At 67.8% G+C, this 25,735-nt stretch carries 24 protein-coding genes; 7 read left to right on the top strand and 17 right to left on the bottom strand.

Annotated features, from left to right (window positions below; genetic code table 11):
• Positions 1-12: 12 nt before the first annotated feature.
• The 9 genes from KZ810_RS06185 to KZ810_RS06225 all read right to left on the bottom strand — a co-directional run bounded on the left by KZ810_RS06185 (position 13) and on the right by KZ810_RS06225 (position 9,848).
• The gene (locus KZ810_RS06185; RefSeq protein ID WP_219768113.1) at positions 13-2,979 is read right to left on the bottom strand and encodes a 2-oxoglutarate dehydrogenase E1 component; all 2,967 of its coding nucleotides are present in this window, start codon (positions 2,977-2,979) and stop codon (positions 13-15) included.
• A gap of 137 nt (positions 2,980-3,116) precedes the next feature.
• Positions 3,117-4,001, bottom strand: coding sequence for a succinate--CoA ligase subunit alpha (gene sucD / locus KZ810_RS06190; protein ID WP_219768114.1), 885 nt, complete (start codon positions 3,999-4,001; stop codon positions 3,117-3,119).
• On the bottom strand, positions 3,998-4,528 hold the full coding sequence (locus KZ810_RS06195; protein WP_219768115.1) for a hypothetical protein: 531 nt from the start codon (positions 4,526-4,528) through the stop codon (positions 3,998-4,000). Before KZ810_RS06195 ends, sucD begins: the two co-directional genes overlap by 4 nt.
• A 2-nt stretch (positions 4,529-4,530) precedes the next feature.
• Positions 4,531-5,493 carry a malate dehydrogenase gene (gene mdh, locus KZ810_RS06200; RefSeq protein WP_174191859.1) on the bottom strand — a complete coding sequence of 321 codons (963 nt, stop codon included), beginning with the start codon at positions 5,491-5,493 and terminating at the stop codon, positions 4,531-4,533.
• A 122-nt stretch (positions 5,494-5,615) separates the two neighbouring features.
• Complete coding sequence (zapE, locus tag KZ810_RS06205) at positions 5,616-6,710, bottom strand: cell division protein ZapE (protein ID WP_219768116.1); 1,095 nt, start codon at positions 6,708-6,710, stop codon at positions 5,616-5,618.
• Complete coding sequence (locus KZ810_RS06210) at positions 6,710-7,183, bottom strand: PaaI family thioesterase (RefSeq protein WP_219768117.1); 474 nt, start codon at positions 7,181-7,183, stop codon at positions 6,710-6,712. Before KZ810_RS06210 ends, zapE begins: the two co-directional genes overlap by 1 nt.
• A 90-nt stretch (positions 7,184-7,273) precedes the next feature.
• Entirely contained in the window at positions 7,274-8,056 is a 783-nt protein-coding gene (locus KZ810_RS06215; RefSeq protein WP_298812803.1) for a succinate dehydrogenase iron-sulfur subunit, read from the bottom strand.
• Between the two features lie 185 nt (positions 8,057-8,241).
• Positions 8,242-8,835: an ATP-dependent Clp protease proteolytic subunit gene (locus tag KZ810_RS06220; RefSeq protein WP_219768118.1), complete on the bottom strand. Its 594-nt coding sequence runs from the start codon at positions 8,833-8,835 to the stop codon at positions 8,242-8,244.
• Between the two features lie 47 nt (positions 8,836-8,882).
• Positions 8,883-9,848, bottom strand: coding sequence for a C13 family peptidase (locus tag KZ810_RS06225; protein ID WP_219768119.1), 966 nt, complete (start codon positions 9,846-9,848; stop codon positions 8,883-8,885).
• 119 nt (positions 9,849-9,967) lie between these two features.
• Between KZ810_RS06225 and KZ810_RS06230 the strand changes: the two genes are divergently transcribed.
• On the top strand, positions 9,968-10,978 hold the full coding sequence (locus KZ810_RS06230; RefSeq protein WP_219768120.1) for an SDR family oxidoreductase: 1,011 nt from the start codon (positions 9,968-9,970) through the stop codon (positions 10,976-10,978).
• Between the two features lie 192 nt (positions 10,979-11,170).
• Here the strand turns inward: KZ810_RS06230 and sdhA are convergent, their stop codons facing one another.
• Genes sdhA through sdhC form a run of 3 tightly spaced genes read right to left on the bottom strand, consistent with a single transcriptional unit; the run spans position 11,171 to position 13,781 of the window.
• On the bottom strand, positions 11,171-12,970 hold the full coding sequence (gene sdhA, locus KZ810_RS06235; RefSeq protein ID WP_219768121.1) for a succinate dehydrogenase flavoprotein subunit: 1,800 nt from the start codon (positions 12,968-12,970) through the stop codon (positions 11,171-11,173).
• Positions 12,970-13,347 carry a succinate dehydrogenase, hydrophobic membrane anchor protein gene (sdhD, locus tag KZ810_RS06240; protein WP_219768122.1) on the bottom strand — a complete coding sequence of 126 codons (378 nt, stop codon included), beginning with the start codon at positions 13,345-13,347 and terminating at the stop codon, positions 12,970-12,972. Before sdhD ends, sdhA begins: the two co-directional genes overlap by 1 nt.
• Positions 13,347-13,781, bottom strand: coding sequence for a succinate dehydrogenase, cytochrome b556 subunit (gene sdhC, locus KZ810_RS06245; protein ID WP_219768123.1), 435 nt, complete (start codon positions 13,779-13,781; stop codon positions 13,347-13,349). Before sdhC ends, sdhD begins: the two co-directional genes overlap by 1 nt.
• 832 nt (positions 13,782-14,613) lie before the next feature.
• Here sdhC and KZ810_RS17465 point away from each other — a divergent pair.
• The 4 genes from KZ810_RS17465 to KZ810_RS06265 are packed head-to-tail and all read left to right on the top strand — an operon-like array spanning position 14,614 to position 18,331.
• The gene (locus KZ810_RS17465) at positions 14,614-15,276 is read left to right on the top strand and encodes a methyl-accepting chemotaxis protein (protein WP_444547601.1); all 663 of its coding nucleotides are present in this window, start codon (positions 14,614-14,616) and stop codon (positions 15,274-15,276) included.
• 11 nt (positions 15,277-15,287) lie between these two features.
• Entirely contained in the window at positions 15,288-16,634 is a 1,347-nt protein-coding gene (locus tag KZ810_RS06255) for a methyl-accepting chemotaxis protein (protein WP_219768125.1), read from the top strand.
• Between the two features lie 52 nt (positions 16,635-16,686).
• Positions 16,687-17,385 carry an SDR family NAD(P)-dependent oxidoreductase gene (locus KZ810_RS06260; protein WP_219768126.1) on the top strand — a complete coding sequence of 233 codons (699 nt, stop codon included), beginning with the start codon at positions 16,687-16,689 and terminating at the stop codon, positions 17,383-17,385.
• Positions 17,375-18,331: a 50S ribosomal protein L11 methyltransferase gene (locus KZ810_RS06265; RefSeq protein WP_219768127.1), complete on the top strand. Its 957-nt coding sequence runs from the start codon at positions 17,375-17,377 to the stop codon at positions 18,329-18,331. The genes KZ810_RS06260 and KZ810_RS06265 overlap by 11 nt, the downstream gene beginning before the upstream one ends.
• A 25-nt stretch (positions 18,332-18,356) precedes the next feature.
• On the opposite strand, the gene KZ810_RS06270 is transcribed toward KZ810_RS06265, so the two are convergent.
• The 3 genes from KZ810_RS06270 to KZ810_RS06280 all read right to left on the bottom strand — a co-directional run bounded on the left by KZ810_RS06270 (position 18,357) and on the right by KZ810_RS06280 (position 20,543).
• The gene (locus KZ810_RS06270; RefSeq protein WP_219768128.1) at positions 18,357-18,959 is read right to left on the bottom strand and encodes a DedA family protein; all 603 of its coding nucleotides are present in this window, start codon (positions 18,957-18,959) and stop codon (positions 18,357-18,359) included.
• A 46-nt stretch (positions 18,960-19,005) separates the two neighbouring features.
• Positions 19,006-19,971, bottom strand: a complete 966-nt coding sequence (gene gshB / locus KZ810_RS06275; RefSeq protein WP_219768129.1) for a glutathione synthase — start codon at positions 19,969-19,971, stop codon at positions 19,006-19,008.
• Between the two features lie 191 nt (positions 19,972-20,162).
• Positions 20,163-20,543 carry a YraN family protein gene (locus KZ810_RS06280; protein ID WP_219768130.1) on the bottom strand — a complete coding sequence of 127 codons (381 nt, stop codon included), beginning with the start codon at positions 20,541-20,543 and terminating at the stop codon, positions 20,163-20,165.
• Between the two features lie 130 nt (positions 20,544-20,673).
• Between KZ810_RS06280 and KZ810_RS06285 the strand changes: the two genes are divergently transcribed.
• Entirely contained in the window at positions 20,674-22,437 is a 1,764-nt protein-coding gene (locus tag KZ810_RS06285; protein WP_219768131.1) for a methyl-accepting chemotaxis protein, read from the top strand.
• A gap of 16 nt (positions 22,438-22,453) precedes the next feature.
• On the opposite strand, the gene rsmI is transcribed toward KZ810_RS06285, so the two are convergent.
• Complete coding sequence (gene rsmI / locus KZ810_RS06290; RefSeq protein WP_219768132.1) at positions 22,454-23,308, bottom strand: 16S rRNA (cytidine(1402)-2'-O)-methyltransferase; 855 nt, start codon at positions 23,306-23,308, stop codon at positions 22,454-22,456.
• Between rsmI and KZ810_RS06295 the strand changes: the two genes are divergently transcribed.
• Entirely contained in the window at positions 23,307-24,512 is a 1,206-nt protein-coding gene (locus KZ810_RS06295; RefSeq protein ID WP_219768133.1) for a penicillin-binding protein activator, read from the top strand. The two genes, rsmI and KZ810_RS06295, sit on opposite strands and share 2 nt — an antisense overlap.
• 19 nt (positions 24,513-24,531) lie before the next feature.
• On the opposite strand, the gene hemW is transcribed toward KZ810_RS06295, so the two are convergent.
• The gene (hemW, locus tag KZ810_RS06300; RefSeq protein WP_219768134.1) at positions 24,532-25,722 is read right to left on the bottom strand and encodes a radical SAM family heme chaperone HemW; all 1,191 of its coding nucleotides are present in this window, start codon (positions 25,720-25,722) and stop codon (positions 24,532-24,534) included.
• Between the last annotated feature and the right edge of the window lie 13 nt (positions 25,723-25,735).

Below are 25,735 nucleotides of genomic sequence, written 5' to 3' on the forward strand. Positions count from 1 at the left end.
TTGAGCGAAGGGTCAGGCGCCGGCGGTGCCGGCCTTCTTGGTCGTGTCGGCCTCGCGGGTCCGGCGGATTTCCTCGCGCACATTGTGGCCGAGCGCGTCGGCGATCAGCGCACCCTGCTCGGCCTGGTGGCGCTTCATCAGCCCCGTCGCGGGCGATGCGGCGGCGGCGCGGCCGGCGTAGCGCGGACGCTTGACCGGGGAGTTCGCTTCTCCCAGCACTTCCTCGATGAAAGGCTCGACGAAGAACCAGTAACCGTTGTTGCGCGGCTCTTCTTGCGCCCAGATCACCTCTTCGAGGTTCGGCATCCGCGCGATCCGCTCGACCAGCGACTGCGTGGGGAAGGGGTAGAGCTGCTCGACGCGCACGATCTGCGTGTGCTCGTCGCCCGCCGCATCGCGCGCTTCCATCAGGTCGTACGACACCTTGCCGGTGCACAGCACCAGCCGCTTGGTCGCGGCGTCCGCGGGTGCCGACGGGTCGGACAGCACGCGGCGGAAATGCGTGTCGCGCTGGAAGTCCGCCGCACTCGACACCGCCAGCTTGTGACGCAGCAGCGACTTGGGCGTGAACACGACCAGCGGCTTGCGGAAATTGCGGTGCATCTGCCGGCGAAGCAGGTGGAAATAGTTCGCCGGGGTGGTGCAGTTCGCGACCTGGATGTTGTCGCCCGCACATGCCTGCAGGAACCGCTCGGGGCGTGCCGAGCTATGCTCGGGGCCCTGGCCCTCGTATCCGTGCGGCAGCAGCATCACCAGACCGTTGGCGCGCAGCCACTTGGCCTCGCCCGAGGTGATGAACTGGTCGATCATGATCTGCGCGCCGTTGACGAAGTCGCCGAACTGCGCCTCCCACAGCACCAGCGTCTTCGGATCGGCGAGCGCGTAGCCGTATTCGAACCCGAGCACGCCATATTCGGACAAGGGGCTGTCCAGCACCTCGAAGCTGCCGTGCTCGACGTTCCACAGCGGCACGTACTTGTGCTCGTCGTTCTGGTCGACCCAGACGGCGTGACGTTGCGAGAAGGTGCCGCGGCCCGAATCCTGTCCCGACAGGCGGACGCCATATCCTTCGGACAACAACGACCCGAACGCCAGCGCCTCGCCCGTCGCCCAGTCGAAGTTCGCGCCCGACCGGAACATCTCGCGCTTGGCATCCAGCACGCGCGACAGCGTCTTGTGGACCGCGATCGTCTCGGGGATCGTCGTCAGCAGCCGGCCGATCGCGTCGAACAGCTTGGGCTCGATCCCGGTGTCGACGCTGCGGCGCTGGCTGTCGGCATCGGCGGGGGCGTGGAGCCCCGACCAGCGCCCCGCGAACCAGTCCGCCTTGTTGGGCTTGTACGCCGCGCCAGCCTCGAACTCGCCTTCGAGCAGCGTGGTGAACTGCTTGACGTTGTCATCGACCCACGCCTGGTCGACCACGCCTTCCTGCACCAGCCGACGGGAATAGATGTCGCTCACGCCCGGGTGGCTGCGGATCGCCTTGTACATGATCGGCTGGGTGAAGCCCGGCTCGTCGCCCTCGTTGTGGCCGAAGCGGCGATAGCACCACATGTCGATCACGACGTCGCGGTGGAACTTCTGGCGATACTCGATCGCCATCTTGGTCGCGAAGGTGACCGCCTCGGGATCGTCGCCGTTGACGTGGAAGATCGGCGCCTGCACGCCCTTGGCGACGTCCGACGGATAGGGCGACGACCGCGCGAATTGCGGGCTGGTCGTGAAGCCGATCTGGTTGTTGATGACGAAGTGGACGCAGCCGCCGGTGTTGTAGCCGCGGATGCCCGAGAAACCGAAACATTCCCACACGATGCCTTGCCCGGCAAAGGCGGCGTCACCGTGGATCAGCACGGGCAGCGACTTGCAATGGTCGGTCAGGTCGCCCGCGATCGTCTGGATCGCGCGAACCTTGCCGAGCACGACCGGGTCGGCGGCCTCCAGGTGCGACGGGTTGGCAACCAGGCTCATGTGCACCTTGTGACCGTCGAATTCGCGGTCGGTAGAAGTGCCGAGGTGATATTTGACGTCGCCCGAACCACCGATGTCATCGGGGTTGGCGCTACCGCCCGCGAACTCGTGGAAGATGACGCGCAGCGGCTTGCCCATGACGTTGGCGAGCACGTTCAGCCGCCCGCGATGCGCCATGCCGAACACGATCTCGTTGACCCCGGCAGCACCACCGTACTTGATCAGGCTCTCCAGCGCGGGGATCATGCTCTCGCCGCCGTCGAGCCCGAACCGCTTCGTCCCGACATATTTGCGGCCGAGGAACTTCTCCCACTGCTCGGCCTCGATCACCTTGTTCAGGATCGCCTTCTTGCCCTCGGGCGTGAACTCGATCGCCTTGTCCTTGCCCTCCATGCGATCCTGAAGGAACCGGCGCTCCTCCACGTCCGCAATGTGCATGTACTCGAGACCGACGTTGGCGCAGTAGTTGCTGCGCAACGTGTCGACCACCTCGCGCACCGTTGCCCATTCGAGTCCGAGCGTGCCACCGAGGTAGACGGGGCGATCGATGTCGTTGTCGGTGAAGCCGTAATATTCGGTCTTCAGATCTTCGGGCAATTCACGCAGGCCTGACAGGCCGAGCGGATCGAGGTTGGCGGCAAGATGACCGCGCACGCGGTAGGTGCGCACCAACATCTGCACGCGGATCGCGTCGCCGGCGGCGCGGATAATGTCGTCCTTCGACGGGGCAGGGGCCGCAGGGGCAGGCTTCGCGCCGCCCTTCGCGGGCTTCGGCGCGGGCTCCATCTGTGTCGGGTCGAGCGCGGCGGTCAGATCGTCGGTGGTGGTGAGCGGCCAGCGTTCGTTGGTCCACGACGGCGTGCTGCCAGCACCCTCCAGCCCTTCGAAGAAGGTGCGCCAGCCCGGCTCGACGCTGTCGGGCGCGGATTTGTAGCGGGCATAGAGCGTGTCGATGAACGCGGGGCTCACGCCGCCGGCGATGTCGCTGAAATCCTGACCTTCGAAGCCCATCACACACCTCATGTCCGTCCCCGCGACACGCCGGGAAGGGTGGGGCCGCCCACCTCGAAGGCGGTTAGCGGACGAGCGCGGGTGGCCCCGGTTACAAGCGCCCGTCCGTTATCGTGTCGCCCGCAGGCGACCCTGCATCAGCCCTTGAGCACTTCCAGCAATGTCGAGCCGAGTTCGCTGGGTGAGGCGGCAACCTTGATGCCGGCTGCTTCCATCGCCGCGATCTTGTCCTCGGCGCCGCCCTGGCCACCCGACACGATCGCGCCGGCGTGGCCCATGCGACGTCCCGGGGGGGCGGTACGGCCCGCGATGAAGCCCGCCATCGGCTTCGTGCGGCCGCGCTTCGCCTCGTCACGCAGGAACTGCGCGGCTTCTTCTTCGGCCGATCCGCCGATCTCGCCGATCATGATGATCGACTCGGTTGCGTCGTCGGCGAGGAACAGTTCGAGCACGTCGATGAAGTTGGTACCGTTGACCGGATCGCCGCCGATGCCGACCGCGGTCGTCTGTCCGAGGCCAGCGTTCGAGGTCTGGAACACCGCTTCGTAGGTGAGCGTGCCCGACCGGCTGACGACGCCGACCGACCCCTTGCGGAAGATGTTGCCCGGCATGATGCCGATCTTGCACTCGCCAGGCGTCAGCACGCCGGGGCAGTTCGGACCAATGAGGCGCGACTTCGAGCCCGACAGTGCGCGCTTGACGCGGACCATGTCGAGCACCGGGATGCCTTCGGTAATGCAGACGATCAGCGGCACTTCCGCGTCGATCGCCTCGAGGATCGAGTCGGCGGCGAAGGGCGGCGGTACGTACACCGCGCTCGCGGTCGCGCCGGTCGCGGCCACCGCCTCGTGCACGGTGTTGTAGATCGGCAGGCCGAGATGCTCGGTCCCGCCCTTGCCGGGCGTGACGCCGCCGACCATCTGCGTGCCGTAATCGAGCGCCGCCTGCGTGTGGAAGCTGCCGGTATTACCGGTCATCCCCTGCGTGATGACCTTGGTGTTCTTGTCGACGAGGATGCTCATTTCGACTCCTGACAAAGATATCCGACTGCGACCCTGACCGACGGGCGGTCGTTGCTGCCGGTGGATGCGAGATTGATGAAACGGTGATCGGGCGCCTGAAAGAACTGGTCGCCCTTGCCATCGTCCTTGAACGGCGCGCCGTACGTCGACGCGAAGGCGGTCTGTATCCCGGCAAAGGCGCGAACGGATTCGATCCGGGCGAGCAGCGTGCACAATTGCGGTTTGCCGGGCTGCGGCTGCATCGACATGAGCATGAGATGGCCCTTGCCGTACAGGATGATGCTGGTGTCGATCGGCTTTCCGTCTTTCGACGCGATCGATCCCTTCGACCAGCCGTCGGCGACGAGACGGGTCTGATCGAGCCCGGCGGGACCGACGCTGGCGACGCATGAGCGCGCGCCCGCGACGATCTCGTCCTGAGAAGCCGTCTCCAACCCCTTCGCATTCGCCGGCAGCACCGTGACGGCCGCGACGCAGAACGCCACGACCGCGCGATGCGGCAACGCGGAGGCGAAGGTGCCGCGCACGATTATGCCAGCGTGTTGTCGATGCCGCGGCACGCGGTGAGCAGTTCCTTGACCGCGTCGACCGAAACCTGGAGGTTCTGCTTCGCCTCGTCGGACAACTTGACCTCGACGATCTTCTCGACGCCGCCGGCACCGATCACGACGGGGACGCCGACGTAGAGGTTGTCGATGCCGTACTCACCCGACAGGTTGGCGGCCGCGGGCAGGATGCGCTTCTGATCGTACAGATAGGCTTCCGCCATCGCGATGCCGCTGGTCGCGGGCGCGTAATAGGCCGAGCCGGTCTTGAGCAGCGCGACAATCTCGCCGCCGCCGCCGCGCGTGCGCTTGATGATCTCGTCGACCTTTTCCTTGGTCGAGAAACCCATCTCAATCAGGTCGCTGACCGGGATGCCCGAGACGGTCGAATATTCGAGCACGGGCACCATCGTGTCGCCGTGGCCGCCGAGAACGAAGGTGTTCACATCCTTCACGCTCACGCCGAATTCGGTCGCAAGGAAGTGGCTGAAACGCGCCGAATCGAGCACGCCCGCCATGCCGACGACCTTGTTGTGCGGCAGTCCCGAGAATTCGCGCAGCGCCCAGACCATCGCGTCGAGCGGGTTGGTGATGCAGATGACGAACGCGTCGGGGGCGTTGTTCTTGATGCCCTCGCCGACCGCCTTCATCACCTTCAGGTTGATGCCGAGCAGATCGTCGCGGCTCATGCCGGGCTTGCGCGCCACGCCCGCGGTGACGATGATGACGTCCGCGCCCGCGATGTCGGCGTAGTCGTTGGTGCCGGTGATCTTGGCATCGAAGCCCTCGACCGGGCCGCACTGCGACAGGTCGAGCGCCTTGCCCTGCGGCACGCCTTCGACGACGTCGAACAGGACGATGTCACCCAAATTCTTGAGCGCAGCCAAGTGCGCGAGCGTGCCGCCGATGTTGCCGGCGCCGATCAGCGCGATCTTCTTGCGGGCCATTCCATCCCCTCTCGTCGTTACGGTGGATGGGTAGGTCGCCTACGCCCTTTGCACGCGCGCGACAACCCGCAAAAGCCTGCCGGGTACGATAGCAAAGATAACGGTTCGCAATAGCGATAGCCCTAATTCTGGCCGTGGCCCTGTACCAGATAATCTTCGGATCGCATCTCCTCCAACCGGCTGATGGTGCGCTCGAACTCGAAGCGGCCATCGCCGGCGGGGTAGAGTTGATCCGGCTCGGCATCGGCGGCGGCGAGCAGCTTGACCTTATATTCGTACAAGGCGTCGATCAGGCTGACGAAGCGCGCCGCCTCGTTGCGCATTGCGGGCCCGAGCTGCGGAATGCCGACGATGATGACGGTGTGATAGCGTCGCGCGATGCAAAGGTAGTCGGCAGGGCCGCGTGCCTCGCCGCACAGCCGCTTGAAGCTGAACACGGCAACGCCCTTCAATGCCTTTGGCACGTGCAGCGTGCGGCCTTGTACCGACAGCTCCTCGCTGGGCACGTGTTCGCGGTCTTCGGGCGGATAATCGGTCAGGCGAAAGAAGGCGGCGGACAATTCCGCGGTCGCTGCGGCGCCATTGGGCACGAGCCACGTGTCCTGCTGCCCGAGCCGGTCGCGGCGGTAATCGACCGGGCCGTTGAGCACGAGCACGTCGAGCCGCTCGCCGATCAACGCGATGAAGGGCAGGAAATGCTCGCGGTTTAGACCATTCTTGTATAGGTCGGACGGCGCGCGATTGCTGGTAGTGACGATCGTCACTCCCGCCTCGATCATGGCGGTGAACAGTCGCGACAGGATCATCGCGTCGGGCGAATTCGTCACCATCATCTCGTCGAACGCGAGCAGCCGGGCGTCGTCGGCCAGCTGGCGCGCGACGGGCAGGATCGGGTCGCCCGCTTCCTTGCGCCGCTCGACCGCGATCCGGCCATGCACCTCGATCATGAACTCCGCGAAGTGGATCCGGCGTTTGGGCGTGACATCGACGTGATCGAAAAACAGGTCCATCAGCATCGACTTGCCGCGACCGACATCACCCCAAAGATAGACGCCGCGCGGCTGCACCAGTCGTTTGCGAAACAAGCCGGTAGTGCGCGGATGCTCGAGTTCGTGGGCAAGGGCGTCGAGCCGGTCGGCGGCGGCCGACTGTTCCGCGTCGGCGCGCAACTCGCCGCCTGCGATCAGCGCGTCGTAGGCGGCGCGGACCTTGCCCATCAGCCCGCACTCGGCTTGCGGATCGTGCCGGAGAATTCGGCCACCGTCATCGCCATCTGCACCAGCAGGCCGCGGACGAAGATCAAGCGGCGGGTTTCGCGCAGGATCTCGACCTGCGCCTCGAGGGGTTCGCCGACGCGGCCCGCCCCGATGAAATGGGTGTTGAGGTCGAGCGTGACCGCCGGCCCCGCCGACAGCGATCCGAAACTGCGCAGCGCGGCGAACAGCGCGACGTCGATGAAGCCGAGGAGCGCACCGCCGTGGACATTATTGCCAAAATTCGAATGACGATGCTCGGGCATCATCCGGACCCGAGCGAGGTCACCTTCTTGCCGGACGATCACGTCGCCCAGGAACGAATTGAACCGCGTCTCGTCGCGAAAGCGCCAGTGCATCCAGCCGGGGTGGTTGGGATGCTCGTCGAAGAGGAAGGCGCGCGAGGGTTCGGCCTCGCTATGATCGCTACGGTCCATGGTGATCCATTCATGCGGGCTGCGGCGGGAACGTGTTCAGCCACGCGCCGCGGCAGGACCGGCATGAACGGACGAGGGGGTGTCGGCGGATCAGACGATCCGCTCGACCTCCATCTTCTTGATCTCGGCGATCGCCTTCGCGGGTGACAAACCCTTGGGGCAGACGTTCGCGCAATTCATGATCGTGTGGCAGCGATACAGACGGAACGGATCCTCCAGCGCATCGAGCCGCTCGCCGGTCATCTCGTCGCGGCTGTCGGCGAGCCAGCGGTATGCCTGAAGCAGGATCGCCGGACCGAGGAACTTGTCCGAATTCCACCAATAGCTGGGGCACGAGGTCGAACAGCACGCGCACAGGATGCACTCGTACAAACCGTCGAGCTTGGCACGCTCCTCGGGGCTCTGCAGCCGCTCCTTGCCAGAGGGCGGCGGAGTCACGGTCTGCAGCCACGGCGTGATCGACGCATATTGCGCGTAGAAGCGCGTGAAATCGGGAACCAGATCCTTGACCACGTCCATCGCGGGGAGCGGCGTGATCTTTACCTCGCCCTTCACGTCCTCAATCGCGGTGGTACAGGCAAGACCGTTGCGCCCGTCGATGTTCATCGAGCACGACCCGCAAATGCCTTCGCGGCACGAGCGGCGGAAGGTAAGCGACGAATCCTGCTCGCCTTTGATCTTGATCAGCGCGTCGAGCACCATCGGGCCGCATTCGTCGAGGTTGACCTCGAAGGTGTCGAACCGCGGGTTCTCACCCGAATCCGGATCGTAGCGGTAGATCTTGAAGCTGCGCATCTTGCCGCCGGGTTGCGGCGAGGGATGCTTGGTGCCGCCCTTGATTCGGCTGTTCTTGGGAAGGGTGAACTCGGCCATGCGTCTCGTTCTCGTGTTCGGGCAGGATCGCGGGCGCGAAACACGTCACGATCGCTGTCGGCTCAGATACTCCATCGCGGCGTGCGCCGCAAACGGACCCGTCTCGCCTCTAGCGCACGGGCGCCTGCGCTCAAGATATAATGCGCGCAGCCCGCTCCACCAACACCCCGGGGGGGGCGCAGGCGTCAAATGATGTCCAGCACCAGTCCGAGGTCGCGCGCGTGGCTCGCTTCGATATACCAATTGTGGGGCGCGCGCTCCTTTAGCTCATCCAGCGTCACCCGAGTGCCGCGGACGAGGTCGGCGAAGCCTTCGTCCTGAATCCGGATCGAATCCTCAATCTCGTTGAGCTTCGCGTTCAGCACCGGCGACAGCGTGTTGAGCGGCCCTGACAATTCGATCGTCGAGTTCATCAATCGCTCGTGGATCATTAGCCGCGAGTTCTTCGTCAGGAAACGCTTGTCCGCGGGGAAGGCCGACATGAACGTCGCGCCCGCGGAATAGACCGCGACCTTGCCGAGGAACAGCGCCTCGCGCCCGGTATATTCGCGCAGCAGCCTGATCGAATCGCCCATCGCGCGCGCCATTTCAGGATCACCGCCGAGCGTCGTGATCGAGACGACCAGGGGACCGTCGGTCGGTGCGGCGGCGAGCCCGTCGAGGAATTTCGCATACATCTGATCGTCGACGGTGCCGTACAATTGGATGTGCGGGCGTGCGAGCAGCGGATAGCTGTTGGCGTTGCTGGGCGTGGTGGCGGCGGTGCTGGGAGCGTTCATGGCGCGCTTAGCGCCAGGGGTCGGCCAAGGTTCCGGTCTGCCCTCTGCTATTTGACCTGGAGCAATGGGATCGCGGGGCGGCCGACCGGCGCGTTCGCCACGGGCAGGTCATGCTCGAGCGCGTCGAGCCAGCGCTGCGCGCCGGCACCAATCGCGACCTGCGGGCGTGACGGGTCGAGCGCCGCGGCTTTCTCCCACCCCGCGATCATCCCCTGCGCCTGGTTCGCCGCGGCCGCGAGTGGTTGTGGTTTTCGCAGCGCGTTGTTGATCAGTGCGTCGCCGAAAAAGGTCCAGTCATTGTCCGCCTGACACCCGAACGACGGTCGGTCGGCCGCGGCAGCAGTGACGATCGCGGTCGTATCCGACGACAGCATCGGCACGAAGACGCCCGCATAGCAGGCGCTGAGCAGGATCAGCCGGTTGCGGATGCCTAGCGTCGAAAACTGGTTCCACAACCGGCTCGGCGACACCGCGCCGTATCCCTGATCGCCGTCGTTGTAGTAAAGCCCGAACGGCGCGCCGTGGCTGGTGGTGTAAAGGACGAGCACGTCTTCCGCCGGGTCCATCACCTCCGCGACACGTGCGAGCGCTAGGTCGAGATTGCCGGGGCTGCCCATCGGCAGGTCGCTGTCGCGCGTACCGTCGCTGCCCGCGAGCAGAATGACGTGCCCGTCGGCGTGGTAGCGCCGCGCGAGCACCCGCGCCGCCTCGCGCGCTTCGCGGCCGAACACGGGATCGCTGTCGAGCGCGGCGACGATCACGAAAGCCTCGACATTGCCCGCGCGCTGCGGACGCACCGCGGCCAGTGTGCGCTCGAGCCGGCGGTGTTCCGCCAATTGCCAGCGCGCGGGGCGGTCGCGCTCGACGTCGATCCCCATGTCGGCCTGGGCCTGCGTCTCGTCGTCGCCGCCGGCGAAGACCGGCGCGGGCAGGGTGTGGTGCACGGGTTGATAGCCCTGCGCCGCGGCGACGCTCGCGACCAATGCGATGACGAGCGGCAGAAGCGTGCGCATGGCCAAGATACCCCCGGCGCCGAATTAATCGGAACGTTCCAGACGAAGTCAAGCGCAGCAGACCGCGGAACGCGCGTACGTCACGTTCGCTGTGATGCAAACCGCATGGAAGCAACGCGATGTCATTGAAACTAAAGCCGCTCGACCAGCAGGTGGTCGTCATCACGGGTGCCTCGTCGGGGATCGGGTTGGTGACTGCGCGGCTGCTGGCCACCCGCGGCGCGAAGCTCGTCGTCGTCGCGCGGGACGAATTGACGCTCACGGACCTCGTCCGGGACGTCGAGGCGGGTGGTGGCGAGGCTTATGCCGTCGCGGCGGATGTCGGCGATCCGGCGGCGGCGGCGCGTGTCGCGCGCCACGCGGTGGCGCGGTTCGGACGGATCGATACGTGGATCAACAACGCGGGCGTCGCGATCTACGCCAAGTTACTCGACACCCCATTCGACGAGCATGAACGGCTGTTCCGCACCAATTACTTCGGGGTCGTCAACGGATGCGCGGCGGCAGTGCCGCATCTGCGCGAGCACGGCGGCGCGCTGATCACCGTCGCCTCGATCGCGGCGGGGATGCCGAGCCCGCTGATGGGCGCCTATGCGGCGAGCAAGCACGCGGTGAAAGGCTATGTCGACACGCTGCGGGCCGAGTTGCTGCGGGAGCGGGCGCCGATCTCGGTCACGCTGATTCAGCCGTCGGGGATCGACACGCCCGTCGCCGAGCACGCCAGCAATCACGTCGGCGGGAAGGCGCGCATCCCGCCGGTCGTCTACGACCCGACGCTAGTCGCCGAAGCGATTGTCGACGCAGCAACGCGGCCGACACATGGCGTCACGGTGGGAGGCGCGGGGAAGGCGCAGGTGCTGTTTGCCCAACACGCACCGGCATTGTTCGACCGCGTGGCGGCGATCGGGTCGGCGCTGTTCGTTGACCCGACCAAGAATCAGCCCGGCCCCGACAATCTGTTCGCGCCCGCGCGCAACGGCGTGGAGCGATCGCGGGATCAGCGTGGCAAGGGGTTCAGTCTCTACACCTCGGCGATGCGGCATCCGGCCGCGATGCTGGCGCTGGGCCTGGGACTGGCAGGGGCGGCGATCTGGTCGAGGCGCCATAGCGGCGTCGCCGAGGCCGCTTAGTTGAGCGCGTAGGAGAGGGCCCCCGCTAGGACCTCGTGGATGCCGACGACGGAACGGGTGGACGGTTCGCCGACCTCCGCTCACCGCCCTTGTCACCCTGGAGACTATCCGGGATCCCGCTTTTGCTCGGTCGCGAAGCGCAGCAGGATCCCGGGGCCAACGCCGTGGCAACGGCGGTGGTATTCAACTCAATCAGTACACGCGCTTCTTCGGCTTGATGTACTCGATGTCGTCGGTCAGCGAGTAATCATGCACCGGGCGGTAGTCGATCGCGACCTGTCCGCCCTTGCCGCCCCAGCCCTCGAACGTCGCAATGGTGTGCTTCATCCAGTTCGCGTCGTCGCGATCGGGGAAATCCTCGTGCATGTGTGCGCCGCGCGACTCTTTGCGGTTGTCGGCCGAGCGCATCGTCACCACCGCCTGCGACAGCAGGTTGTCGAGCTCGAGCGTTTCCACCAGATCGGTGTTCCAGATCAACGAACGATCCTTGACCGACACGTCGCCGATCGAGGCATAGACCTGATCGATCTTCTCGACACCCTCTGCGAGCAGGGCGGTGTCGCGGAACACCGCGCAATGCTTCTGCATCGTCTGCTGCATCTCGCGACGGATCAGAGCGGTCGGCGTGCTGCCGGCGGCGTTGCGGAACGTGTCGAGACGGGTCAGCGCCATCTCTTCCGAACCCTTGGGCAGCGGATTGTGCGAGGTGTTGGGCTTCAGGATATCGCGGACGCGAAGACCGGTCGCACGGCCGAACACGACGAGGTCGATCAGGCTGTTCGAGCCCAACCGGTTCGCCCCGTGCACCGACACGCACGCCGCCTCGCCGACCGCGAAGAGGCCTGGCACCACCGCGTCGGGATTGCCGTCACGCAAGGTTACGACCTCGCCGTGATAGTTGGTCGGAATGCCACCCATGTTGTAGTGAACGGTCGGCGTGACCGGCAGCGGCTGCCGCGTCAGGTCGACGCCGGCAAAGATCTTGCCCGTCTCGGTGATCCCGGGCAGCCGCTCGTGCAGCACCTTGGGATCGATGTGGTCGAGGTGGAGATAGATGTGGTCGCCGTTCGGGCCGACGCCGCGGCCTTCGCGCATCTCCGCCGCCATCGAGCGCGCGACGACGTCGCGGCTGGCGAGGTCTTTGGCCGACGGTGCGTAGCGCTCCATGAAGCGTTCACCCTCGGAGTTGGTGAGGTAGCCGCCTTCGCCGCGCGCGCCCTCGGTGATGAGCACGCCCGCGCCGTAGATGCCGGTCGGGTGGAACTGCACGAACTCCATGTCCTGAAGCGGCAGGCCGGCGCGCAGCACCATCGCGTTGCCGTCGCCGGTGCAAGTGTGTGCCGACGTCGCGGAGAAGTAGCAGCGACCGTAGCCGCCGGTCGCGAGCACGACGTTATGCGCGCGGAACCGGTGAATCGAGCCATCTTCCATGCACAATGCGATCACGCCGCGGCAGACGCCGTTTTCCATGATCAGGTCGAGCGCGAAATATTCGACGTAGAAATCGGCGTCGTATTTGAGCGACTGCTGGTACAGCGCGTGCAGCATCGCGTGGCCGGTGCGGTCGGCCGCGGCGCAGGTGCGCTGCACCGGCGGGCCTTCGCCCATGTTCTGCATGTGGCCGCCGAACGGACGCTGGTAGATCGTGCCGTTGTCGTTGCGGCTGAACGGCACGCCGGCGTGCTCGAGCTCGTACACCGCCTGCGGTGCCTCGCGGACCATATATTCGATCGCGTCCTGGTCGCCGAGCCAGTCGGAGCCCTTCACCGTGTCGAACATGTGCCACGACCAGTGATCGGGCGAGTTGTTGCCGAGGCTCGCCGCGATGCCCCCTTGGGCTGCGACCGTGTGGCTGCGCGTCGGAAACACCTTGGTGATGCACGCGGTCTTCAGCCCGCTCTCCGCGATGCCCATCGTCGCGCGCAGGCCCGAGCCGCCCGCGCCGACGACGACGGCGTCATAGGTGTGGTCGATGATCTGATAGGCAGCCATTACTGCACGGCTCCGAAAGCGATCTTGAGGATGGAGAAAATGGCGACGCCCGCGATCGCCGCGGCGTAGACGTTGAGCAGCACGATCGCGATGAAGCGGCTCTGCATCCGCGCGTAATCCTCGATCGCGACCTGCAGGCCGAGGCGGAAGTGATACACGACCGATACGATCAGCAGCAGCATCGGGATCGCCGCCCACGCCGAGCCGAGCCAGAGCCGAACGGTCGCGAAGTCATAGGATGGCAGCATCGCCAGTGATGCGAACAGCCATACCATGAGCAGCAGGTTGGTCCCCGCGGTCAGCTTCTGGTGCCACCAGTGATGCACGCCCTCGTGCGCGCTTCCGTAGCCGCGGACGCGGCCCAGTTCGGTGCTCATTACTTCAACCCCAGCCAGAGCCAGAACAGGATCGTCATCGCGATCGAGAAGACGAACGTCAGCCGCGCGGCGAGCTGATTGACCTTCAGCTCGAACGCCGCGCCCGTATCCATGACGAGGTGGCGGATGCCGCTCGCCATATGCTGGAACACGGCCCAGCTGAGCCCGATGCCGATGACGTAGCCGACGATGTTGAGGTGACCCGACGCGGTGGTGAAGACCCCGCGGAACGTCGCATAGGCGCTTTCGCCCGCGGCGATCGCGGCGAGCCACCATACCAGCAGGATCGCCCCCACCGTCGCCATCACCGCGCCCGTCGCGCGGTGCGTGATCGATGTCAGCATCGCTGCGCTGAAGCGGTAGTGGAATTGCATCGGGCCCGTGAAGAGGTGCGGGCTCCTCGGGCGGGATCGGGGTGCGGGTCGGCTGGCCAACGTCGGTTCCTTTCAGCCTACGCCCTTAGCCGCGGCGCAGCGCGATGCAAGCACAGCGCAACAATCACGGTTCGTTCAACGTGGCATTAATCCTCCGGACGTAAGCGTTGGCGACATCACCTTCAACATGGAGCATGCCTTGCCCACCGACCTGCCCGTTCTCGGATCGATCGCATCGAGACTCGATCTCGATGCGCGCCTGCGCGTGTTCGACACCGACGGGCAGCTTGCCGAGCGCGGTCGCGCAGCCTGGGCCGTGATCGTGCCCGATGTGCGGCTGATTTCCAAGGCGTACTGGGAGCAGTGGCTACGGTGCTATAATGATCGCCACGACTGGGCACCGTACGAGACCGAGCGGGTCATCGACGTCGGCTGCAAGTTCCTCGAAAACCGTTTCCTCCGTACGCGCGGTCGTGAATGGATCGAATCGATCGAGCGATCGGTCGCGTCTGCTTATGCCTCGAACATTTCACCGATGGCGCTCCTGTCGATGATCAGCGCGAGCGACCGTGCGGCACTCGACAGCCTCGTCCAGCGCCGCGGCGAGGATGATGCACCGCTCGCCGATCTGGTCGACACGCTGATGCGGCTGTCGGCGTTGGAGGGTGAGGTCACCGTCGAGATCTACAACGCCTACCGCGAACACAGCGCGCAAACCGAGCGCGACCGGTTGGCGCTCGCGTTCCGAGACGGAATCACTGTGACCGTTCAGGCCGCGACGCAGGATGGCGACGATCTGCGCGTCCAGGCGGCGGGGGCGTCGGCATCAGCGCGCGGGATGCTGGGCAAGACGAGCGAGGTTGCGGCGGCGGCGGAGCAGTCGGCGGTCGCGATGCGCGATGCGGCATCGACCGCGGCAGGGCTGATTCGCGCGATAGAAGATGCGCGCGTCGAGGTCGAGGCCGCGGCGGAGATCGCGACCAAAGCGGGGCGGCAGGCAGGCGACGCGGTCGGCGTGTCCGAGACGCTGAGCGAGCACGCGAAGTCGATCGAATCGATCCTGGGGCTGATCCGCGACATTGCCGGGCAGACCAATCTCCTCGCGCTCAACGCGACGATCGAGGCGGCGCGTGCGGGCGATGCCGGCCGCGGCTTCGCGGTGGTCGCGCAAGAGGTGAAGAGCCTCGCCAACCAGACCGCGCGCGCGACCGACGATATTGCGGGGAAGATCGCGGCGATCCAGGCGGCGACGCGAGTCACGGTCGACACCTCCGCCTCGATCCGCACCACCGTGCTCGAGGTGCAGGACTCGGCAACGCGCATCCGCCGCGCGATGGAAGCGCAGGCGCATACGGTGACCGCGATCACCGCCGCGGTCGACGAAACCGCGCTCGCCGCCGATTCGATGTCGCACACCGTGGCCGCGATCCGCGCCGACACCGAGGGCGTCGCGTCCGAGATCGATGCGCTCGAAGGCGGCTTCGACGCACTCGCAGTCCGGCTCGGATCACTCGAGGGAAGCGCCAGCGACTTCGCGACCAAGGTCGCGGCGTAAGGACGGACATCATGAATGCTGCGATCTGGAGCGCGGGCGAGCGGACGTTCGCCGAGGAAGTCCGCGATTACGACTGGGACGGTGCGATCGCGACGACGTGCGCGGAGATTACCCGCGTCCTCGACGAGGGCGACACGTGGCAGCAGGTTTCCGCCGCCTTCTGGGAGCATTATCTGGCGCTCCCGGTCGCGGCCGGCTTTCGCGATACGCTCGGCGAGATCGGTCTGACCAAGCAGATCCGGCGTAGTGCCGCCTATACGCGCACGCGTTACGCACGGCCGTTCGACGCGGAATGGCAGCGGCTGGCGCGCGGGCACGTCGAGCTCGCTCGTGCGACGGGCGTACCGCTGCCCGCGCTGCTCGCTGCCTTGTCATTCGCGCACGCGCGCGCGCTTCAATTGCTGGAGGGCAGCACGCAGCTGCCGTTCGCCCAGATCGCTGACGTGGTCCAGCGGCTCGCATTGGTCGAGGCGAACGTGATGGCGACGTACCTGGGCGAGAGCGAAGCGGCGCGCGCGCGGGATGAGCGGAATGCCGCAGGCATCTTGTTCCGCGAGCGCATCTTCGGTGGCATCGGCGAGGCGGCGACTTCGGGGCAGCGCGCGCGCAATCAGGCGGCGGGGGCGTCGGCATCAGCGCGCGGGATGCTGGGCAAGACGAGCGAAGTCGCGGCGGCGGCGGAGCAGTCGGCGGTGGCGATGCGCGATGCGGCATCGACCGCGGCAGGACTGATCCGTGCGATCGAGGATGCGCGCGTAGAGGTCGAGGCCGCGGCGGAGATCGCAACCAAAGCGGGGCGGCAGGCAGGCGACGCGGTCGGCGTGTCCGAGACGCTGAGCGAGCACGCGAAGTCGATTGAATCGATCCTGGGGCTGATCCGCGACATCGCCGGGCAGACCAATCTCCTAGCGCTCAACGCGACGATCGAGGCGGCGCGTGCGGGTGACGCCGGGCGCGGTTTCGCGGTGGTCGCGCAAGAGGTGAAGAGCCTCGCCAACCAGACCGCGCGCGCAACCGACGACATTGCGGGGAAGATCGCCGCGATCCAGGCAGCGACGCGAGTCACGGTCGATACCTCGGCCTCGATCCGCACCACCGTGCTCGAGGTACAGGATTCGGCGACGCGCATCCGCCACGCGATGGAAGCGCAGGCGCACACGGTGACCGCGATCACCGCCGCGGTCGACGAAACCGCGCTCGCCGCCGATTCAATGTCGCACACTGTGGCGGCGATCCGTGCAGATACCGAGGGCGTCGCGTCCGAAATCGATGCGCTCGAAGATGAGTTCGCCAACGTCGGGTCGCGGTTGGAGGCGTTGCGCGGATCGGCCGAGGAGTTCGCGCAGAGCGTCGCCTGACCACGCTTGCACGGGCGTTGCTGCCCGCGCTGACGCGGCTTACAGCGACGTCATGAGCAACATCCTCCTCACCGGATCGAGCCGCGGCATCGGCGCCGCGATCGCCGAGACGCTGCGCGCCGGCGGCCACCACGTCGTCGGTCACGGCACCGCCAGCGGCATCGCGGCCGATTTCGCCGATCCTGCCGCGCTCGACCGTTTGTGGGACGCGGCGCTCGACCAGCTGGGCGGGCAGGTCGACGTGCTGATCAACAATGCCGGCGTGTTCGAGGCCAACCCCCTCGACGAGGCCGACGACGCATGGCTCGCCAATTGGGATCGCACGATGCAGGTCAACCTGACCGCCGCGGCGATCCTGTGCCGCCGCGCCGTCCGCCATTGGCAACAGCGCGGGTGCGGTGGTCGGATCGTCAACGTCGCAAGCCGCGCCGCCTACCGCGGCGACAGCCCCGCGCACTGGCATTATGCGGCATCCAAGGCCGGCATGGTCGCCATGACCAAGACCATCGCCCGCGGTTATGCGGCCGAGGGCATCCTGGCGTTCGCGATCTGCCCGGGCTTCACGATGACCGGGATGGCGGAGGATTATCTCGCCAGCCGCGGCGGCGACAAGCTGCTCGCCGACATCCCGCTCGGCCGTGTCGCGGCGCCTGACGAAGTGGCGGAGACCGCGCGCTGGCTGGCGCTCGACGCGCCGGCGTCGATGACGGGTGCGGTACTGGACGTGAACGGGGCGAGCTATGTCCGCTGAGCGCGATGCCGCGATCGACAGCTGGCGCGTCACGCTGCCGTGCACCCGTGCCGAGGCTGAAGCCATCGATGCGGCGGACGATCTGACGATCGACGCGGTGTTGATGACGACCGAGGAGGTCGAGGACGATCGCGAGCGCTGGCGGCTCGACGCTTATTGCGAGCATCGACCCGACGACGCGATGATCGCGGCGCTGCGGGGGCTGGTGCCGAGCGCTGCGGGGGTCGAACCGGTGGTGGAGCCGCTAACCGCGCAGGATTGGGTCACGATGAGCCAGGCCGGGCTCGAGCCGATCCGCGAAGGGCGGTTCGTGGTCCACACCAGTGCGCATCCGCTCGAGGCGCCGGAGGGCGGCCGCGCCTTCCTGATCGATGCGGGGCAGGCGTTCGGCACCGGGCATCATGCGACCACCGCGGGGTGCCTGGCGATGCTCGACGGTCTGGCGGCGCGTGAGTTCGGCAACGTCATCGATCTGGGGACGGGGACAGGTCTGCTCGCCTTCGCCGCGCAGCACCTCTGGCCCGCCGCATCGATCACCGCGACCGACATCGATCCCGCCGCGATTACGGTTACGGCGGAGAATGCCGCGGCGAACGACGTGACCGGGCTACGGCTGGTCGTCGCCGACGGTGCGCTGAGCGACGAGATTGCGGTGGCGGCGCCGTACGATCTGGTAATCGCCAACATCCTCGCCGGACCGCTGATCTCGATGGCGCCCGAGGTGGCGGCGATCGCGGCTCCGGGGGCGGCGATCGTGTTGGCGGGGTTGCTGGAAACGCAACGCGCCGAGGTGGTGGCGGCGTTCGAGGCGTGTGATTGCGTGCTGGAGGCGGTCGATCGGCGCGGCGACTGGACGATCCTGCGGCTGCGCGGCGGCGAGGTGCGCTACGTGCCGACGAGGCCGATCGATCCCAAGGGCCGCGACGGCTGGGCGCTCGACCTCTGACCGGGGCACCGCCGCCGTGCGGCGGTCAACTGCCACGCGGATGCCAGGTGATGACGCGGTAGACGTAGACGACGACCGCGAGCGCCATCAGCACAAGACCGACGGGTCCGACATATTGGTCGAGTTCGGCGTAGCGGGTGCCGAGATAATAGCCCGCGCCGCCGAGGATGATGTTCCAGATCGCGGAGCCGAGGAACGTCCACAGCATGAACCGCCACAACGGCATCGCGGTCATGCCGGCGGGCAGCGAGATGAGCGTGCGGAACGTCGGCATGAAGCGGAACACGAACACGACCCAGCCGCCCTGACGTTGAAAGAAGGTGTGGATCCGCTCCACATCGTCCCATTCGAGCGTCAGCCAGCGACCGTGACGCGTGACGAAGGGGCGGAAGCGCGCGTAGCCCAAACGTCGGCCGACCTCGTACCAGAACAGATTGCCGATCGTGGTGCCGGCAGTACCCCATAGCACCAACGGCACCATCGCCATCTGCCCGCGCGCGACCGCGATCCCGCCGAGCCCCATGATGACCTCCGACGGGATCGGCGGGAAGATATTTTCCAGCGCCATCAGCAGGAAGATGCCGAGGTAACCGCCCCAGGCGATCCAGTCGATGATGAGATTGGTCACGGGCGGATACGATCGGTCATGCGGTCGGGCAACGGCCGCGAGCGCGTCAGCGTTCCGCCACGCGGCGTTCGATCGCGTCCCAGATCAGCCCGGCGACGTCGGTGCCGTCGAAGCGCTCGATCACGACGATGCCGGTCGGCGAAGTCACGTTGATCTCGGTCAGCCATTCGCCGCCGATGACGTCGATACCAACGAAGATTAGCCCGCGACGCTTGAGTTCCGGCCCGAGCGCGTCGCAGATCTCGCGCTCGCGATCCGTCAGCGCGGTCTTCTCGGCCGAACCGCCGACCGCGAGGTTGGAGCGGATCTCGCCTTCGCCGGGCAGACGGTTGATCGCGCCCGCGACCTCGCCGTCGACCAGCACGATGCGCTTGTCGCCCTTCGCCACGTCGGGGAGGAACGCCTGCACCATGTGCGGCTCGCGCCAGGTCTGGTTGAACACTTCGAACAGGGCGGACAGGTTGAGCCCGCCTTCCTCGACCTTGAAGATCGCCTTGCCGCCGTTGCCGTGGAGCGGTTTGACGACGATCGCGCCGTGTTCGGCGAGGAAGGCGCGCGCCTCGTCGGTGCTGCGGGTGACGAGCGTCGGCGGCATGAACCGCGCGTAATCGAGTACGAACACCTTTTCGGGCGCGTTGCGGACCTGTGCCGGGTCGTTCACCACCAGCGTCTTGTCGGCGATGCGTTCGAGCAGGTGCGTCGCGGTGATGTAGCCGAGGTCGAACGGCGGATCCTGCCGCATCAGCACCACGTCAGCCTCGTCGCCGAGATCAAGCTTGACCGGCGCATCGAAGCGGAAATGGTCGCCCGCGTTCGGCGCCGAGGGCTGCCGGACCGTGACCGGATGCGCCTTGGTCCACAGCCGCCCGTCGGACCAGTTCAGGTCTTCCGCCTGGTAATGGAACAGCCGGTGCCCGCGCGCCTGCGCGGCGAGCATCAGCGCGAAGGTCGAATCGCCCGCGACGTTGATCTGGTCGAGCGGGTCCATCTGGACGGCGACGGTGAGCGACATGGTTCCTCCGGGCAGCGTGGTCGCGCCGACCTAGGCGCAGGGTGGGCGGTTGTCACCCGCGGGCGCCGTGGCACCCCCGGAAGGTCACAAAAGTCACACCCCTACGCATGTGCGCGCGCGAGGGACACGTGACCATCGCGGCCCGCCCCCGACATAGCGGCGGATGCGACATGTAGGACAGCCGCGCCCGCTCAGCCGATCCACGCATTCTCGATGTGGCGCGGGCGGGTGCCGGGTGCGAGGAGGATGACGTCGACGCGGATGTCGTCGCCGGGCCCCGCGTAGCGCGGCATCAGCACCTCGGCCGCAGCCGCGACGCGCGCGAGCCGGCGCTGATCGATCGCGTGGTCGAGTTCGGCGGCGGTGCGGCGCATCTTCACCTCGACGAACGCGATCAGCGTGCCGCGGCATGCGACGAGGTCGACCTCGCCCGCCGGCGTGCGGACGCGGCGATCGAGAATGCGCCAGCCCTTCAGCCTGAGCCACCACGCCGCCAGCCGCTCCCCGCGCCGCCCGCTCGTCTCGGCCGCGCGGCGCAGATCGGGGGAGCGGGCAGGCGTGGGGCGAGGCATGACGCGAGGGTGCGCGAGCCGGCACGTCGGCGCAAGCCACGGAGGCGCAATACGATCGCGTTGACCGAATGTCACTTTCGACAGGCTCGCTGTCACACGCAGTTAAGAAGCCGCTCCTAGGGCGCGCGACATGATCGATAGCGACCATCTTCCGTGGCACCGTACGCTGACTGCGCGGCTGCTCGCACCGATTGCGATCATGTTGTGTCTCGCGCTGCTGCTGGGCGTGATGGGCTCGACCGCGCGGCAGCGGATCGTCGCCGCGCATCACGAGGTGGAAGCGCGGCAGAAGGTACGCGTCGCGTTGATCGAGATACGATCGCTCAGCCGGTCGTTGCAGCGCGACGCGCTCAACCTGATCATCGAACCGATGCCGGCCGAGCGGGCGACGATCAGTGTCAAGGTCGCGAGCCGATTGCGCGAGATGGGGGCAGCGCTCCACCAACTGCGTAGCGACCGGACGATCATCAGGGGTGATCGTGCCACCTTCGTCGCCGAGCAACGCGACGTCATGGCCCTGTTGCGCCAATCGGCCGAATTGGCGCAACAGGGCCGGCGGGCGGATGCGCTGTCACGTTTCCGCGCGCGTGTACGGCCCGCCGAGCGGCGTGCGTCGGCACTGGCGGATCGTCTGGTCGCCGATCAGGCACGCGCGGTGGACGAACAACTGGCGATCGCGCGCGCGATCGAACGGCGCGAAACCCTGCTGTGGCTCGCGGTCAGTGTCGCCTTGTCGCTCGCCGCGGCGGTGGCGACGCTTTCGCTGGTGCGCTGGCTTGTCGCGCGGCCGTTGCGCGAGATCGAGCGCGCGATGACCCGGCTCGCAGAGGGCGAGGCCGACGGGGCGACGCCCCATATCGATCGACGCGACGAGATCGGACGCATGGCGCGCGCGATCGAGGTGTTCCGCGCGGCTGCCCGCCATCAGGACGCGCTGCGCGCGGCGCAGGCGGAGCAACTGGAACGGACGCTCGCGGCCGAACGGCGTCAACGCGCGCTCGACGAAACGCATGCCGAGCGCAGCAGGACGCTGGCCAATGCGGCTGCGGTGCTGGAGCGGGAAACGGCGCTGACGCTGGCGGACAGCCGCGCCGCCGCCGGCTCGCTGCACGATGCCGCGGCGTCTCTCGCCGACCTGTCCGCCTCGACGCGGACCGAACTGGATCAGGTCAAGGCGGCGACCAGTCGGGTGACCGCGGGCGCAGCCGACATCGCGGCCGCGACCGACCAGTTCATGACCGACCTCGATCGATCGCGCGCGGCAACGCACGGTGCGGCGCAGGACGGCCGTGCCGCGGCGGGACAGGTCGACGCGCTGCTCGTTCGGATGCGACGCGTGACCGACGACGCCGAGCGGGTCGCCACCGCGATCGGCCTGGTCGGCGACATCGCGCGGCAGACCGATCTGCTCGCGCTCAACGCGTCGATCGAGGCGGCGCGCGCCGGTCCGGCGGGGCGCGGCTTCGCGGTCGTCGCGAACGAGGTGAAATTGCTGGCGGTGGAGGCCGCGCGCGCGACAGCCGAGATCGGCCAGCGCGTCGACGGCATGCGCGCGGCGGCCGGTGAGGCGGGGGAAAGCCTGCGGCTCGTGGGCGACACGGTGGTGCGACTGGCGGACCAGGCGGCCACGCTTGCCGAAGACATCGGCGCGCAGGCGGATCAGGGCAGCATCATCAGCCACAATGTCGCAGGGACCGCGGCCGACCTCGACCTGATTGCCTCACGCGTGTCGGACGCGGTGACCGGAGCGGAACGCGTCGACGATCTGTCGGGCCAGCTTCGCCGCGACGCCGGGGGGATCGCCGGGCGTACCGAGCGACTGGGCGGCGCACTCGAACGGTTCTTCGCCGACCTGAACGACCTCTCCGGCGCGCCGCAGTCGCGCGCCGCGTGAGCGGGGGTGGCCGTGCTCAGTCGGTGCGTTCGCCCTTCAGCTCCATCGCGCGCGCGTAGAGCGTGCGGCGGTCGAGGCCGAGGGCGCGCGCGACCTCGCCGGCGGCTTTCGCGGCGGGCAGGCGGGTGAGCGCTTCGGCAAGCGCGGTGTCGGCATCGGCTTCGCTTGCCGGGGCGGGCGGCTCGGGCGGGGCGACGACGACGACGATCTCGCCCTTGGGCGGGGCCTCTGCGTAGCGCGTGGCGAGGGTAGACAGCCGACCGGTCACGGCCTCCTCGAATTTCTTCGTGATCTCGCGCGCCACCGCGGCCTCGCGATCGCCCAGACCATCGGCGAGCGCGGCGAGGCAGGCGGAGAGGCGCGGGCCGCTTTCGTAGAGGACCAAAGTCGCGCGGACGGCCGCGACCTCGGCGATCGCCTCGGCGCGGGCGTGTTGCTTGGAGGGTAGGAAGCCGAGAAAGAAGAAGCGGTCGGTCGGCAGCGCGGCGAGCGTCAGCGCGGCGATCGCGGCGCAGGGGCCGGGGATCGTCACCACGGCGTGGCCGGCGGCGCGTGCGCCGCGGACCAGTTTGTAGCCCGGATCGGAGATGAGCGGGGTGCCCGCGTCGGAGACGAGCGCGATCGCCTCGGTCGCCATCCGCGCGATCAGTTGCGGGCGCATCCCCTCCGCATTGTGGTCGTGATAGGGGAGCATCGGTCGCTTGACGCCGATATGGCGCAAAAGCCCGGCAGTGACGCGCGTGTCCTCGACCGCGACCGCGTCGGCGCGCGACAGGATGTCGGCGGCGCGGGGGGAAAGGTCAGCGAGATTGCCGATCGGCGTCGCGACGATGTACAGACCGGGGGATAGAGGTTCCACGAGGGGTGTCATGGCAGAATCGAAGCGGGGGCCGCAACTCGCACGCGCGGTGTCGAAGGCTTTAGCGCTCGCGGGGGCAGTGCTGCTGTCCGCCTGCGCGACGGTGGTGCCGCGCGGGCCCGCGCCCGCGCCCGACCGGCCGACGACGCAGGCACCGCGCCCGACGCGCGGCGACGCGGGCGGCGTGATCGCGGGCGTGCCGCAGGATGCCGAGCGCAACCGCGTCGCGCTGCTGGTGCCGTTGTCGGGGACGAATGCGGGGGTCGGGCGGAGCATCGCCAATGCGACGCAGCTCGCCCTGCTCGACGCGCGCAGCCAGCAGGTGCGGATCACCAATTACGACACCGCGACCGGCGCGGCGGCGGCGGCGAACCGTGCGATCGCGGAGGGCGCGCAGTTGATCCTCGGGCCGCTGCTGGCGGACGACGTGCGCCAGGTGACGCCGATCGCGCGCCGCGCGGGCGTGCCGGTCATCTCCTTTTCCAACGACGTCGGCGTGGCGGGGAACGGCACCTACGTGCTCGGCTATGCGCCCAGCCAGTCGATCGAGCGCGTGGTCGCCTTCGCGCGCAGCCAGGGGGTGACCAATTTCGGCGGCTTGGTGCCGAACGCGCTATACGGATCGCGCGCGTCGACCGTGTTTCTGCGCGCGGTCGAGCAGGCGGGTGGGCGTGTCGTGTCGCTCCAGACCTATGATCGCGCGCCCGCCGCCGTGACGTCGGCGGTCACGCGGATGAACAAGGATGCGCCGTTCGACGCGGTGCTGATCGCGGATGGCGGCAGCACGGCGGCGGCGGCGGCACCGCTGCTGCGGCGCGCGAGCCCGTCGACGCGCGTGCTCGGGACCGAATTGTGGAATTCCGATCGCGCGGTCGCGACGCAGGCGGCGTTGAACGGCGCGTGGTTCGCGAGCGTGCCGGACAATCTGTACCGCCAATATGCGCAGAACTACCGTGCGCGCTTCAACGCCGCGCCGTACCGGCTGTCGAGCCTGGGCTATGACGCGGTGCTGCTGGTGGTGCGTATCTCGCGCGACTGGCGCGTGGGCAGCGCGTTCCCGCAGAGCCGCCTGCGCGACGCGGACGGTTTTGCGGGAATCGACGGCGCGTTCCGGTTCGGGCGCGACGGCGTCGCCGAGCGTGCGCTGGCGGTGCAGGAGGTGCGCGGCGGCACGACGGTGACGGTATCGCCCGCGCCGACGCGGTTCGACGATTGATCGGGGCGCGGCGGCCGGATCAGGCCGCCGCAGCCTCGTCGGCGCGGACGACGCGCGGCAGGATCGCGTTGAGCAGCAGCATCCCCGCCTCGGTCACGGTCAGGTGATCACCATCGAGCCGGATCAGCTCGGGTAATTGCGCAACGGCGCGGCGGTCGATCAGCGCGTCGAGTGGCAGGCCGGTGCGGCGGGTGACGCGCGCGAGGTCGACCCCTTCGCGCAGCCGCAATCCCATCAGCAGTGCCTCAGACGCCTGGAGCGCGGGGGGCAAGCGTTCCTCCACCTCGATGCCGTGGCGGTTGCGATCGACCGCGGCGAGCCAGTTCTCTGGCTTGCGTCGGCGCTGGGTGGCGTGGCCGTAGCGGCGGCCGTGCGCGCCCGGCCCGACACCTGCGTAATCGCGGTAGCGCCAGTAAGCGAGATTGTGGCGGCTCTCCGCACCGGCGCGTGCGTGGTTGGACACTTCGTAGGCGAGAATCCCCGCGGCGGCGGTGATCGCGCGGGTAAGCTCGAACAGATCGGCCGCAGTGTCGGCGTCGGGAATGACGAGCCGCCCGGCCGCCGCCTCGGTCGCGAAGCGCGTGCCGGGCTCGATCGTAAGCTGGTACAAGGACAGATGCTCGGTCCCGAACGATAGCGCGCGGCGCAATTCCGCTTCCCATGCGGCGAGCGGCTGACCGGGACGGGCGTAGATCAGGTCGAAGCTGACGCGCGCGAACGAACGCTGCGCGGTGGCGAGCGCGCCGAGCCCCTCGGCGACGTCGTGCGCGCGGCCGAGGAAATGAAGCGCTTCGTCGTCAAGCGCCTGCAAGCCCAGCGAGACGCGGTTGACACCGGCGGCGGCGAGATCGGCGAAGCGCGCGGCCTCGACCGACGACGGGTTCGCCTCCAGCGTGATCTCGAGGTCGGCGGTGGGTGCCCACGCGGCCGTCGCCGCGTCGATGATCGCGGCGACGGTCGCGGTCGGCATCAGCGAGGGTGTGCCGCCGCCGAAGAAGATCGAGCCGAGCCGGCGTCCGGGAAGCGCGGCGACTTCGTGCGCGAGATCGAGCAGCAGCGCGTCGCGCCAGCGTGCCTGATCGACGCCGTCGCGCACGTGGCTGTTGAAGTCGCAATAAGGACATTTGGAGACGCAGAACGGCCAGTGGACGTAGAGTGCGAGCGGCTCGTCCTCGGTCGGGGGCAGCGTGGCAGGATTGTCGGGCGTCATGCCGCGCCCATAT

The sequence above is a fragment of the Sphingomonas citricola genome (assembly GCF_019429535.1).
Taxonomy (GTDB): Bacteria; Pseudomonadota; Alphaproteobacteria; order Sphingomonadales; family Sphingomonadaceae; genus Sphingomonas; species Sphingomonas citricola.